This is a genomic window from Streptomyces sp. NPDC044719, assembly GCF_056433405.1.
Genome location: NZ_JBWKHE010000004.1, coordinates 495,966 through 508,532, shown reverse-complemented (window position 1 = coordinate 508,532; position 12,567 = coordinate 495,966). Strand labels below are relative to the sequence as shown.

The window sequence follows — 12,567 nt, the reverse complement described above, 5'->3', positions numbered from 1 at the left end:
CCCGTGTCGCCCGAGGCAGACGGCATCCCCGGCTGGGGCAACGCGGCCCCGGCCGGATGCTCCGAGTATAGTTGGCTGGCAGCCAGTCAACGCAGGAGTTACAGCATGTCCCCGCGCAGCGCCTCGGTCAACGAAGAGTTGCGGAGACGTTCGAAGGAGCGGCTTCTGCAGGCGGCGGTCGAGCTGGTCGACGAGCGCGGGTTCGAGGCGACGACGCTCGGCGACATCGCCGACCGGGCGGGCTCGGCGCGCGGGCTGGTCTCGTACTACTTCCCCGGCAAGCGCCAGCTCGTGCAGTCCGCCGTGCACCGGCTGATGCACCGCACGCTGGAGGAGGCGCTGGAGCGCGAGCCGTGCGCCGAGGACGGCCGGGAGCGGATGGCGCGGGCCATCGACGCGATCCTTGGCCTGGCCGGGGACCGGCCCGTGCTGATGCGCCAGCACATGGCCGGGCTGCTGCAGGCCGAGGGCTTCGTGCCCTGCCCGGAGCAGCGGCGGCTGGCCGAACTGCTGCGGGACACCGTCGCCCGGCTCGGGTCGCGGGACGTCGAGAGCGACTACCCGATGCTGCGCGCCCTGCTGATGGGCGCCGTGTACGCGGCGCTGGTGCCGGGGGTGCCGATGCCGGTCCCGGTGCTGCGGGCCGAGTTGTTCGAGCGCTACCGGCTCGACTGGGAGCTGGGTGTCCCGCCGGAGACCGGAGCCTCCGACGGGACGGGTGACAGGGATCTGTCACGGTTCTTCGCGACCGGGGCCGCACCGGGGCACGGCCCGGAGGGTCAGTCGAAGTAGTCCGGCTGCGTCTGCACGTTGAGTTCGCGCATGTGGACCCTGCGGGCCGGGTCGGTGCGCCGGTCGTCGATCTTCAGGACGTCGAAGCCCCTGGCGTACTCGTTCGAGTAGATGTAGCCGTTGTAGTAGTACGCCGACCACGAGCCGCCCGACTTGATCGTGTCCGTGGTCAGCGGGCCGCGGTCGAAGTAGGCGATCTCCTTCGGCTTCGCCGAGTCGGTGAAGTCCCAGACGGAGACACCGCCCTGGTACCAGGCCTGGACCATCAGGTCCTTGCCCTTCACCGGGATCAGCGAGCTGTTGTGGGCCACGCAGTTCTCGGTGTCCGCCTGGTGGCGCGGGATCTTGAAGTAGCTGCGGAAGACAAGCTTGCGCTTGTCGCCCTTGCCGACGATGTCGTAGATGCCGTCGGCGCCGCGGTTCGGTCCGATCTCCGCGTTGCACGTGGCCGCGCCGCCGCCGCCCAGCTCATCGGTGTAGACGACCTTGTTCGCCTTCTGGTTGAAGGTCGCCGAGTGCCAGAACGCGAAGCTGACGTTGTCCTGGACGCGGTCGATGACCTTCGGGCGCTCCGGGTCCTTGATGGAGAACAGGAGGCCGTCGCCCATGCAGGCGCCCGCGGCCAGGTCCTTCGACGGCAGCACGGTGATGTCGTGGCAGCCGGTGGTCTTGGAGACGCCCGGGTTGGTGGGTCCGCCCGGGTTGCCGCCGCCGTCCGGCCCCTCACCGGGGAACAGCACGGGGAAGCCCACGACCTTCGCCTTCTCGGGGGCGTTGCGCGGCACCTTGATGACGGAGATGCCGTCGTGCGGCGGCTGGCAGTCGGGGTACGTGGCGTTCGGCGAGTACGAGGAGACGTACACGTAGACATTGCGGCGCTCGGGCACCAGCGTGTGGGTGTGCGAGCCGCAGGCGGTCTCGACGGCTGCGACGTACCTCGGGTTGCGCTTGTCGCTGATGTCGAAGACCTTCATGCCCTCCCACGAGGACTTCTCGGTCGCCGGCTGGGTGGTGCTGGTGCAACTGCTGTCGCTGCGCGAGGAGTCGGTGGACAGGAACAGCAGGTCGCCGGAGACGGAGATGTCGTTCTGCGAGCCGGGGCACAGCACCTGGGCGACGGTCTTCGGTGCCTTGGGGTTGCTGATGTCGAAGATGCGGAAGCCGTCGTAGTTGCCCGCGAACGCGTACCTGCCCTGGAAGGCGAGGTCCGAGTTCGTGCCCTGGAGCACGTCCTTGGGGACGAACGCCAGGTGCTGGATGTTGTCGGAGTGGACGATCTCGTCCTGGGCGGGTATCTCGCCCTTCTCGATGGCCTCACGGACCTCGGCCTGGGCGCTCTTGGAGACCTTCTTCGGCGCGGGCGGCGCGTCCCCCGGGTCGGGGGTGGCCCCTGCCGGTGCCGCTGTGAGGAGCGCGGCCAGCAGTCCACCGGCGGCCGCGAGGACGCCCAGGCGTCTGCGGCGTGTTCTGCGGTCGTTCAACAGGATCACTGTTTTCCTCCCTGGTTCCGTTCACTGCGGAACGGTTCACGCACCACGCAGTATCGTCTTCGCCATGGACATACCAATAGAGGGCAACGGAATCGCAATGAAGTTTTGCGATCAATGACCCGCGGAAGCGTGCCAGTACGCCGTCCGCAACACGAGGTGCGTCCCAACCCGCCCGTCACAGGAGGTCGTTGTGCTCTTCCGCCGCGTGTCTCGTGCGTGCGTCGTCACGACGGGGCTGGTCGCCCTGGCCGTGCTCGCGGCCGGGGGCTGTGACTCCGGTCCGGACCGGAAGCCGGCCGCCGCCGACGGGCCCGCCGTGATCGCGCCGGGTGAGCCGGGCGAGGCGAACCGCACCCTGTCCGCCGAAGAGGCCGCCGAGCAGAACCCGGAGAACGACTCCCCCAACGCGGCGGACGTCTCCTACGCCCGGATGATGATCGAGCACCACGCCCAGGCGCTGGTGATGACCGAACTCGTCCCGAAGCGGGCCGAGTCGAAGGACGTGAAGCGGATCGCCGAGCGCGTCGCGGCCGGCCAGAAGCCCGAGATCGAGGCCATGAAGGGCTGGCTGAAGTCGCACGGCAAGCCGCTGAAGGCCGAGCGGCACGAGCACGCCGCGATGCCCGGCATGGCCACCGAGGCCCAGCTGAAGAAGCTCCGCGCGGCCGAGGGCAAGGCCTTCGACCACCTCTTCCTGACCCTGATGACGACCCATCACCAGGGCGCGATCACCATGGCGGCTGACGTGAAGGGGCAGGGCAACAACATCCTCGTCGAGGAGATGGCCGACGAGGTGATCGCTCAGCAGACCAGCGAGATCACACGGATGCGGAACATGCTCTGAGCTTGCTCCAGCGGATGGCGGGGTGCCGGTTCTTCGAGCCGAGTGGCCTGCCGGGACCGGGCCTGTCGGGTTTCGGCGCACGGGCCGGACGGGGCAAGTTCGGGCGGCGGTTCTGAACCCCCGGCGCACTCGGGCGGGGGTGAGCCGCCCGGGCTCGCTCGGCTTCTCCCAGGGGCGGCGGAGATCTGCGGCCGACGGTCGGGCGGCGCCGGTCCCCCGTGCAAAACCCGGCAGGTCCACATCACCGCCGCATCTCAGAGGCACTCCCGCGCTGTTCTGCCGGCGGAGAAACACCGGCCCGACCGGGCTCGACGATCACTACGGTCCAGTCTCATGACGACGATTACAACGCGCACGGTCGAGTACCCGGCCGACGGCTTGACGATGATCGGGCACCTCGCGCTCCCGGCCGGCGTCGACCGTCGGCCCTCGGTGCTGCTCGGACCAGAGGGCCCAGGGCTCAGCGACGTCGAGCGCCGCCGGGCCGATGCGCTCGCCGAACTGGGATACGTAGCACTGGCCTTCGACATCCACGGCGGGCGCTATGTGAGCGACCCAGACGAGATGCTGGCCCGTTGCATGCCGCTGCTCGCCGACCCCGACCGGATGCGGGGCATCGGCCACGCGGCGCTCGACGTGTTGCGCGCCGAACCGCGGACCGACCCCGACCGGATCGCCGTCGTCGGCTACGGCACCGGCGGTGCCATCGGGCTGGAACTCGGGCGCGACGGCGTCGACCTACGCGCGATCGGCACAGTCAACGCGCTGACCACAGGCCGACCGGGCGAAACTGCGCGCATCCGCTGCCCAGTGTGGGCCGGGGTCGGGTCGGAAGACCCGATCATGCCGCCCGCGCAACGGGACGCGTTCACCGCCGAGATGCAGGCCGCGGGCGTCGACTGGCGCCTCGTGGTCTACGGCGGCGCCTTGCACGCCTTCCACCACCCGCCGGTCGACCACCCCACGGTGCCCGGCGTCGGCTACCACCCACAGCACGCGCAGCGCGCCTGGCACGACGTCATCGATCTGCTCACCGAGTGCCTGCCCGTAACGGAGTGATCTGGTCAGCAACGCGAAGCTGGTACCAACTGGGGTCGGGATGCCTCACGCTCCCCTTCGCGCCAAATGACGCTGAGCGGCCTCCGGGACGCCGTCCTGCCCGGAGCGGCCCGCTCAGCGTCGTGCGCGGCGTGGTGCCAGCAGGCCCGCGTCCCGGGCCTGGCCGATCAGCCTCAGCGACTTGCGGCGGCTGTGCCCGGTCGCGCACATCACGGCGAGGACCGGGTCGGCACCGTCCTGCTGGGCCGCGCGGTACTCCTGTGCCACCAGCCACCGCCCCTCCGCGCCGCGCGGCCAGACCGGCCGGGCCCGGCGCCCCGGGCCCGCGCAGCCCTCGGGAGCCGCGCCCGCACCGGCGCCGCACGCCTCGGCCAGCGAATCCTCGAGCCAGTCGGCGAGCACCGCCAGGTCGTCCAGGGACAGCGCGGGCTGGGCGCGTACCTCCTCGACACCGACGCATCCGCCGGCCACGACCGCCAGCGCGTCGACGTGGGCGCCGTCCGTGAAGGCGAGCCGGACGTCGAACCACCGCGTGGCGTCCTGGTTCTCCCGCACTTCCCACGCGGGCCGCACGGATACCGCGCCGTCCACCGGAGAGCGATCAGAAAGATTAAGAAAGGATGCTTCCAGCACACACGGAACGTAACCGCATGATCACATTCGCTATAGATCCGACACGCGCCCCGGTCGGAGCACAGCACCCTGTCAGCGGAGCCCGGCCGGTGCGATGCTGGAGACATCAGCGCTCTCCTGAGATCCCCCGGGATCTGACGGGTAAGGAGTTCCGCCGTGCTGCGAGTCGCCGTCGTAGGCTCCGGGCCGAGCGGGTGCTACACCGCCCAGAGCCTCGTCCAGCTGGACTCCGAGGTGCGCGTCGACGTCCTGGACCGGCTGCCGTGCCCCTACGGCCTGGTCCGCTACGGCGTGGCCCCCGACCACGAGAAGATCAAGTCCCTGCAGAACAATCTGCGCACGGTCCTGGAGCACGACCGGGTCCGGTTCCTCGGAGGTGTGCAGGCGGGGCCCGGCGGGGTGCCTGCCGCCAGGCTGCGGGAGCTCTACCACGCGGTGGTGTACTGCGTGGGCGCCGCCACGGACCGGCATCTGGGCATTCCCGGGGAGGACCTGCCGGGGAGCTGGTCGGCCACGCAGTTCGTGTCCTGGTACAGCGCCCACCCCGACGCCGTGGACGGCGGTTTCCTGCGGAACGCGCGGTCGGCCGTGGTCATCGGCGTGGGGAACGTCGCCGTGGACGTCACCCGGATGCTGGCCCGTGGGCTGGCCGAGCTCAGCCCGACCGACATGCCGCAGGCGGCGCTGACCGCACTGGCGGCGAGCCGCGTGACCGAGATCCACATGGTGGGCCGGCGCGGCCCGTCCCAGGCCCGCTTCACCACCAAGGAACTGCGCGAGCTGGGCACCCTGCCGGGGACGGACGTCGTCGCGGACCCGGCGGAGCTGGCGGCCGACCCGGGGTACACGGACCCGTCCGCGCTGCCGGCCCCGCAGCGGCGCAACGTGGAGGTGCTGCGCGGCTGGGCCGAGTCCCCGCCGGCCGGCGCCCCGCACCGGATCCGCCTCCGCTTCTTCCTCCGCCCGGTCGAGCTGCTCTCCGAGCAGGGCCATGTGGGCGCGGTGCGGTTCGAGCGGACGGCGCCGGACGGGCACGGCGGCGTGACGGGCACGGGCCGGTACGAGGACATCGAGGCGCAGTTGGTGCTGCGCTCGGTGGGCTACCTCGGAGTGCCGATGGAGGGCCTGCCGTTCGACGCCAAGACCGGCACCGTGCCGAACCTGGCCGGACGGGTCCTGCGCGAGGGCGTCGTCACGCCGGGCGAGTACGTGGCCGGCTGGATCAAGCGCGGCCCTACGGGTGTGATCGGCACGAACCGCCCCTGCGCGAAGGAGACGGCGACGTCCCTGCTGGAGGATGCCCCGCTCCTCGCCGAAAAGGACGTCCCCCAGGACACGCTCGCGGCACTGCGAGCGGAGGGAATCGACCCGGTCGAATGGACGGGCTGGCAGTCGATCGAACGGGCGGAGGCGGAGCTGGGAGCGTCACTCGGACGCGGAGTGGTCAAGCTCCCGGACTGGCAGTCCCTGATGGAGGCCGCACGCGGCATGGTCCCTTAAGGGGCGAGCCTCTCGGCCTGCCGCCCTGCCGCGTCGAGCAGCGCGTCCAGCAGCCCCGGAAACAGCCCCTCCAGATCGTCCCGCCGCAGCCCGTTCATCTTCGCCGTCCCCCGGTAGACCTGCCGGATCACCCCACTTTCCCGCAACACCCGGAAGTGATGCGTGGTCGTGGACTTCGTCACCGGCAGGTCGAAGTGCGAACAGGACAACTCCCCGCTCGCCGCGGCAAGTTCGCGCACGATCCGCAGCCGCATGGGATCGGAGAGCGCGTGCAGCACGTCCTCCAGCCGGATCTCGTCGCGCTCGGGATGCGGCAGGGCGCGGCTGCTCACGGCGGGGGACGTCACGGCGGCTCCACTTCCTCTTCCTCGGGGACTCCATAGTACGAGAACCCTCGTAGTTTGACATCCACCGTACTACGATGCCTATCGTACGAGTCGACACCGGCCCTGTGACGAAATGGAGTCCGCCGTGACCGCGCTCTTCGAGCCCTACACCCTGCGCGATGTGACGATCCCCAACCGCGTGTGGATGCCCCCCATGTGCCAGTACTCGGCGGCACCGGAGGGCCCGGAGGCCGGCGTCCCGAACGACTGGCACTTCGCGCACTACGCCGCCCGTGCGGCCGGCGGCACGGGCCTGATCATCGTCGAGGCCACCGCCGTCTCCCCGGAGGGCCGCATCTCCCCGTACGACCTCGGCATCTGGAACGACACGCAGGTGGAGGCGTTCCGCCGTATCACCCGCTTCCTCGCCGAGCAGGGCACGGTGCCCGCGATCCAGCTCGCACACGCGGGCCGCAAGGCATCGACGGACCAGCCCTGGAAGGGCGGCGCCCCGGTCGGCCCGGACGCGTACGGGTGGGACTCGGTGGCGCCGAGCCCTCTCGCGTTCGACGAGAAGCACCCGGTCCCGTCAGAGCTGACCACCGACCAGATCAAGGACGTCGTCGGGCAGTTCGCGGCCGCGGCCCGTCGCGCCCTCGCCGCCGGTTTCGAGATCGCCGAGATCCACGGCGCCCACGGCTACCTGATCAACGAGTTCCTCTCCCCGTACTCCAACCACCGCACCGACGCCTACGGCGGCTCGTACGAGAACCGCGTCCGCTTCGCCCTCGAAGTGGTGGACGCCGTACGGAAGGTGTGGCCGGACGACAAGCCGCTGTTCTTCCGTATCTCGGCGACCGACTGGCTCGAGGACGGCGGCTGGACCGCTGACGACACGGTCCGCTTCGCCGCCGACCTGCGGGCCCACGGCATCGACCTGCTGGACGTCTCCAGCGGTGGCAACGCCTCCGGTGCCCGGATCCCCACCGGCCCCGGCTACCAGGTGCCCTTCGCCGCCCGGGTGAAGGGCGAGACGTCCCTGCCGGTCGCCGCGGTGGGACTGATCACCGAGGTCGAGCAGGCCGAGAAGATCCTGGCCAACGGCGAGGCCGACGCGGTCCTGCTGGGCCGGGAACTGCTGCGCAACCCCTCGTGGGCCCGGCACGCGGCGCGGGAACTCGACGGTGAGGTCCGGGTGCCGGACCAGTACCACCGGTCGGTCTGACCGGCACCCGGGTCTCGGTGCATCTGGTGCCTCAACCGGCCGTGCACGCCGTCCCGTTGAGCGTGAACACGGCCGGAGCGGCGCTGTTGCCGCCATGGCTCGCCTGGTAACCGATGCTGACACTCGCGCCGGGCGCGATCGTGCCGTTGTACGACACGTTGGTGGCGGTGACCGCCCCGGACGAGGGCGCGTAGGTGGCGCCCCAGCCGCCCGTGACGGTCTGGCCGGCGGGGAGTGTGAAGCCGAGTTTCCAGCCGTTGACGGTCGTCGTACCGGTGTTGGTGAGGGTCACGGACGCCGTCAGGCCGGTGTTCCAGGCGTTCACCGTGGACGTCACCTTGCAGGCGCCGGGCTGGGGTTGCGGCGCCGGGCCGGAGCTGTCCAGGCCGAAGAAGGTGAGCACACGGGACGCCATGCCGTGGGCGTACAGGTTGTGGCCGACGCCCTGGAGGCTGATGGCCTCCACGGGGGCCCGGTCACCGGTACCGCCGTAGCGGGTGCGGGTCCAGCCGGACTGGGGTGTGTCGGTGGCGGTCGGCGTCTGGCTCACGCCGTGCACGTTCGTCCACTGCTTGATCTGCTCCCCGAAGTTGGGATAGCGCAGGACGTCGTCCTGGGTGCCGTGCCAGATCTGCATGCGCGGACGGGGGCCGGTGTAGCCGGGGTAGGCGTTCCGTACCAGGTCGCCCCACTCCTTCGGGGTGCGGGTGAGCGTGCCACCCGAGCAGTTGCTGTTCCACTCGGAGCCGTCGGTGGTGGCGAAGCAGGCGAACGGGACGCCCGAGAAGGCGGCGCCCGCCGCGAACACGTCGGGGTAGTCGCCGAGCAGGACGTTCGTCATCATCGCGCCGGAGGAGATGCCGGTGGCGAACACGCGGCGGGTATCGGCGTCGTAGGTGCGGGTGACCCAGTCGACCATCGACTTGATTCCGACGGGGTCGCTGCCGCCGCCTCGGCGCAGCGCCTGGGGCGAGGAGACGTCGAAACACTTGCTGCTGCGGGTGACGGACGGGTAGAGCACGATGAACCCGTACTGGTCGGCCAGGGTGTCGTACTCGGTGCCGTTGTACATGTCCGGGCCGGAGCCGGTGCACCAGTGCACGGCGACCACGACCGCCGGGTTCGGTGTGACGCTCTCCGGCACGTACAGGTACATCCGCAGATTGCTGGGGTTCGTACCGAAGTTCGTGACCTCGGTGAGCGCCGCGGCGGGCACGGCCCCCTCGCGGGCGGGCTCGCCGGCCGGCTCGCGGGCGGCGGCCGCGGGTGCGGTGAGCACGGTGGCCGCGAGCATCGGCAGCAGCGCGGCGACGAGCGCGAGGAGTAACGACCGCAGTGGTCTCCTCGCCGTGGGGCGGGGGGTGGCAGGCACGTCCGTGTCCCTTCCGTTGTGAGGTGCGGCGCGCGAGACGTCGTACGGCGGTTCAGCAGGTGGGGTTCGTCTGGGTCAGCAGGGCGAGCCGCCAGGGCAGCCGGTAGTACTCGCCGCTCGATGCGGGGTCCATCCCCTGGTAGAGGAACCGCAGGCGGCACGGGTCGATCGTGAGGGTCTGGTCGACGCCGGAGCGGATCATCTCGCCGTGACTGAAGTCCCTGGTCCAGGCCGGCCGTCCGGCCTCGAAGGTGACATTGTTGGAGCGGGCGAAGGGGTTGGCCTCGGTGTCGGCGAGCGGTGTCCAGGCGCCGCCCAGAGAGTCGGCGCGCCAGGCCCGGAAGTAGCGTCGCCAGTCGGATCCGGTCGCGAGCGCCTCGACGAGCATGAGATAGCCGGAGCCGTCGCCGAGCCGGTAGACGTTGCCCCCCTCGAAGAGGTCGAAGCGGTTGGGTTCGGACAGCACGATGGCGGTGTCGCGGAAGCCGTTCGGGAACTCGGCGAGCCCGGTGCGCGAGCGGTACTGGTGGCCGTTGCCGTCGGAGAAGAACAGGTAGCAGTCCGTCCGGTCGCAGCTCGTCCAGAAGTCGAGCCAGGAGCCGTCGCCCTTGTTCTCGGTGACGATCGGCGGCTCACTGCCGAAGAAGTCGCGCGGCGCGCTCCAGCTGAGCGGGTCCGAGGGGTTCTTGGTCGTGGAGTAGGACGGTGGGCCGGTCTGGTAGACCATGTACCAGGTCTTTTGGGGCGCGAAGTAGAACACCTGGGGCGCCGCCGCGTACCGGCCGCCGATGTTCGGGTTGGCGTCGAGGAACGTCTGGGGTGCCGAGGCGGCCTCGGACCAGTCGGTGAAGCTCGTGTGTCCGAGGCTCCAGCGTCCGGCGGTATCGGCGGTCGTGAAGTAGACGTGCCAACGGTCCCGGTAGCGGAAGACCGTCGGGTCCTTGACCGACAGGATCGGGTGGGCCGCGTCCGGCTTGGGGCTGATCAGCGGCCCGCTCGACGACCACGTGAACGAACCCGGCAGCGATCTCCCGGGGCCGGGCCGCGAGGTGCCGGCGGCCGCCGGTCCCGGCGCTACGGCCAGCGCACCTACGGCCACCAGCATGAACACGAGTCCAGTGACGAACGTACGCATGCGCGGAGTCCTCATCGACCCGCCCTCTCATGAAGGGAAGCGTTCGTCGGCATGGTGACATGCACATGGCTTTCATGGAAGCGCTCCCACGCCAGCCTCGCAACGCTCCCCGCCCTGACCAGGACCGGCTGAATGTGTTCTGCGCGAGGCGTTGACTAGAAAGCGCTTGCCCCCTACGTTCCGTTCAGCAGTGTGACCGCGACCTCCGGGCCGGTCGTACGCAGCGCGCGCGGTGAACAGCATGGCGAACGTCATTCATGTACATGACCGACCTGCACCATGACGGCACCACGAAGGGACGCACCCCACATGCGTACTCCCCCACGTACACGTCTCCACAGATCCACCCTGGCCGTCGCCGCCGCGTCCGCGTTGGCGACCGTGGCGGTCCTGGCCGTTCCCCAGCCGGCCGGGGCCGCCGAGACCTCGCCGATCGGGTTCGGCGCGGGGACGACCGGCGGCGGCAGCGCCTCGGCGGTGACCGTCTCCACGCTGAGCGCCTTCAAGTCGGCGGTGACCGGCAACGCGGCCAAGGTCGTCCGGGTCAACGGCCTGATTTCGCTGAGCGGTCAGGTCGACATCGGGTCCAACACGACCGTCCTGGGCGTGGGTTCCGCGTCCGGGTTCACCGGCGGCGGACTGCGGCTGAAGAAGGTCACGAACGTCGTCGTCCGCAACCTGAACATCAGCAAGCCCGTCGCACCCGCCGACGGCATCACCGTCGAGGCGTCCACCAAGGTCTGGATCGACCACAACTCCTTCTCGGCCGACCGCGATCACGACAAGGACTTCTACGACGGCCTGCTGGACGTCAACCACGGCGCGGACAACGTCACGGTGTCCTGGAACACCTTCAAGAACCACTTCAAGGGCTCGCTCGCCGGCCACAGCGACAACAACGCGAGCGAGGACACCGGCAAGCTGAAGGTGACGTACCACCACAACCACTTCGCCAACGTGTACTCGCGCATCCCCAGCCTGCGCTTCGGCACCGGGCACTTCTACAACAACTACGTCGAGGGCGCCGACACCGCCTGCCATTCGCGCATGGGCGCCCAGATGCTGGTCGAGAACAACGTCTTCCGCTCGACGAAGATCGCGGTCACCACGAACCGCAGCAGCGACGTCGACGGATACGCCAACCTGCGCGGCAACGATCTCGGTGGAGCCGCGACCGAGGTCTCGCGCGTCGGCAGCTTCACCAGCCCGCCGTACGGCTATTCGGCGGAGCCGGCCTCGTCCGTCGTCACCTCGGTGACGTCGGGTGCGGGCGCCGGAAGGCTCTGACACCCCACCTCCATCCCTCACGCACTCAGACGACAGAAGGAATCGGGACATGACTTCTGCGACACGCCCGCGAACCCGCAGGCGCGCGCTGACCGGCGCGCTGGCCACCCTCGGGCTCTCGGTTGGCATGATCATGATCACGAACGCCCCCACGGCGAGCGCCGCCACCTGGCCGACCCCCAACGGGAGCCAGGGGACCTCCTCCACCATCTCCGTGTCCGGCACCAAGGACTACGGGATGAAGCGGTACTACGGCACCGGAGAGCTGGCCGGTGACGGCCAGGAGGAGGGCCAGGACCCGATCTTCAAGCTCGCGGACGGCGCGGTGCTGAAGAACGTCATCCTCGGCGCCCCCGCGGCCGACGGCATCCACTGCGAGGGCAGCTGCACGCTGCAGAACGTCTGGTGGGAGGACGTCGGCGAGGACGCCGCCACCTTCCGCGGCGGCAACGGCGCCACGTACCAGGTGATCGGCGGCGGCGCCAAGAAGGCGGCGGACAAGGTCTTCCAGCACAACGGCGGCGGCACGCTGAACATCTCCAACTTCGCGGTGCAGGAGTTCAAGACGCTCTACCGCTCCTGCGGCGACTGCTCCACGCAGTACACGCGCAAGGTCAACCTCAACACCATCGACGTGACCGGCACGGGCGCCACCGCGCGGATCGTCGGCATCAACGTCAACCGCAACGACGCGGCGACCCTGCGCAACATCACGATCCGCAACGACTCCGGCCGCAAGGTCGTCCCCTGCCAGAAGTACAACAACAACACCGCTGTCGGGTCGGGACCGGACAGCAAGAACTGCCTGTACTCCACCTCGGACGTCACCTACAGGTAGTACCTCAAGTAGCTCCCCCCACGGTGAAGGCGGCCGTGCGCAGCGTCCCGGCGGGCGCCGCGCACG

The 12,567-nt window shown here is 70.0% G+C and carries 12 protein-coding genes and 1 pseudogene; 7 read left to right on the top strand and 6 right to left on the bottom strand.

Annotation, left to right across the window (positions count from 1 at the left end; all coding sequences use genetic code 11):
* Window positions 1-105 precede the first annotated feature (105 nt).
* A complete protein-coding gene (locus AC07DF_RS18290) occupies window positions 106-792 on the top strand; it encodes a TetR/AcrR family transcriptional regulator (RefSeq protein WP_478971839.1) in 687 nt (228 codons plus the stop codon).
* Here AC07DF_RS18290 and AC07DF_RS18285 read toward each other — a convergent pair.
* On the bottom strand, window positions 780-2,282 hold the full coding sequence (locus AC07DF_RS18285) for an LVIVD repeat-containing protein (protein ID WP_478971838.1): 1,503 nt from the start codon (window positions 2,280-2,282) through the stop codon (window positions 780-782). The genes AC07DF_RS18290 and AC07DF_RS18285 overlap by 13 nt on opposite strands.
* Before the next feature lie 190 nt (window positions 2,283-2,472).
* On the opposite strand from AC07DF_RS18285, the gene AC07DF_RS18280 reads away from it, so the two are divergent.
* Entirely contained in the window at window positions 2,473-3,126 is a 654-nt protein-coding gene (locus tag AC07DF_RS18280; RefSeq protein ID WP_478971837.1) for a DUF305 domain-containing protein, read from the top strand.
* Here AC07DF_RS18280 and AC07DF_RS18275 read toward each other — a convergent pair.
* Window positions 3,101-3,330: pseudogene (locus AC07DF_RS18275) on the bottom strand (hypothetical protein); the annotation flags it as partial. The gene AC07DF_RS18280 and the pseudogene AC07DF_RS18275 sit on opposite strands and share 26 nt — an antisense overlap.
* A 129-nt stretch (window positions 3,331-3,459) precedes the next feature.
* On the opposite strand from AC07DF_RS18275, the gene AC07DF_RS18270 reads away from it, so the two are divergent.
* Complete coding sequence (locus AC07DF_RS18270) at window positions 3,460-4,185, top strand: dienelactone hydrolase family protein (RefSeq protein ID WP_478971836.1); 726 nt, start codon at window positions 3,460-3,462, stop codon at window positions 4,183-4,185.
* A gap of 114 nt (window positions 4,186-4,299) precedes the next feature.
* Here AC07DF_RS18270 and AC07DF_RS18265 read toward each other — a convergent pair whose 3' ends face one another.
* Window positions 4,300-4,776: a DUF6214 family protein gene (locus AC07DF_RS18265; RefSeq protein WP_478971834.1), complete on the bottom strand. Its 477-nt coding sequence runs from the start codon at window positions 4,774-4,776 to the stop codon at window positions 4,300-4,302.
* Window positions 4,777-4,974: 198 nt separating this feature from the next.
* Here AC07DF_RS18265 and AC07DF_RS18260 point away from each other — a divergent pair, with 198 nt between their 5' ends.
* Window positions 4,975-6,318 (top strand): FAD-dependent oxidoreductase, encoded by a 1,344-nt coding sequence (locus AC07DF_RS18260; protein WP_478971832.1) that lies wholly within the window; start codon window positions 4,975-4,977, stop codon window positions 6,316-6,318.
* On the opposite strand, the gene AC07DF_RS18255 is transcribed toward AC07DF_RS18260, so the two are convergent.
* On the bottom strand, window positions 6,315-6,665 hold the full coding sequence (locus AC07DF_RS18255; protein WP_478971830.1) for an ArsR/SmtB family transcription factor: 351 nt from the start codon (window positions 6,663-6,665) through the stop codon (window positions 6,315-6,317). The genes AC07DF_RS18260 and AC07DF_RS18255 overlap by 4 nt on opposite strands.
* Before the next feature lie 124 nt (window positions 6,666-6,789).
* On the opposite strand from AC07DF_RS18255, the gene AC07DF_RS18250 reads away from it, so the two are divergent.
* Window positions 6,790-7,869: an NADH:flavin oxidoreductase/NADH oxidase gene (locus AC07DF_RS18250; protein ID WP_478971828.1), complete on the top strand. Its 1,080-nt coding sequence runs from the start codon at window positions 6,790-6,792 to the stop codon at window positions 7,867-7,869.
* A gap of 31 nt (window positions 7,870-7,900) precedes the next feature.
* On the opposite strand, the gene AC07DF_RS18245 is transcribed toward AC07DF_RS18250, so the two are convergent.
* Window positions 7,901-9,163: an extracellular catalytic domain type 1 short-chain-length polyhydroxyalkanoate depolymerase gene (locus tag AC07DF_RS18245; protein ID WP_478972726.1), complete on the bottom strand. Its 1,263-nt coding sequence runs from the start codon at window positions 9,161-9,163 to the stop codon at window positions 7,901-7,903.
* Window positions 9,164-9,293: 130 nt separating this feature from the next.
* Entirely contained in the window at window positions 9,294-10,376 is a 1,083-nt protein-coding gene (locus AC07DF_RS18240; protein WP_478971826.1) for a glycoside hydrolase family 62 protein, read from the bottom strand.
* 309 nt (window positions 10,377-10,685) lie between these two features.
* On the opposite strand from AC07DF_RS18240, the gene AC07DF_RS18235 reads away from it, so the two are divergent.
* Together AC07DF_RS18235 and AC07DF_RS18230 are read left to right on the top strand one after the other, a co-directional pair.
* Entirely contained in the window at window positions 10,686-11,663 is a 978-nt protein-coding gene (locus AC07DF_RS18235) for a pectate lyase family protein (protein WP_478971824.1), read from the top strand.
* Between the two features lie 49 nt (window positions 11,664-11,712).
* Entirely contained in the window at window positions 11,713-12,501 is a 789-nt protein-coding gene (locus AC07DF_RS18230; RefSeq protein ID WP_478971822.1) for a pectate lyase, read from the top strand.
* The last annotated feature ends 66 nt before the right edge of the window (window positions 12,502-12,567 follow it).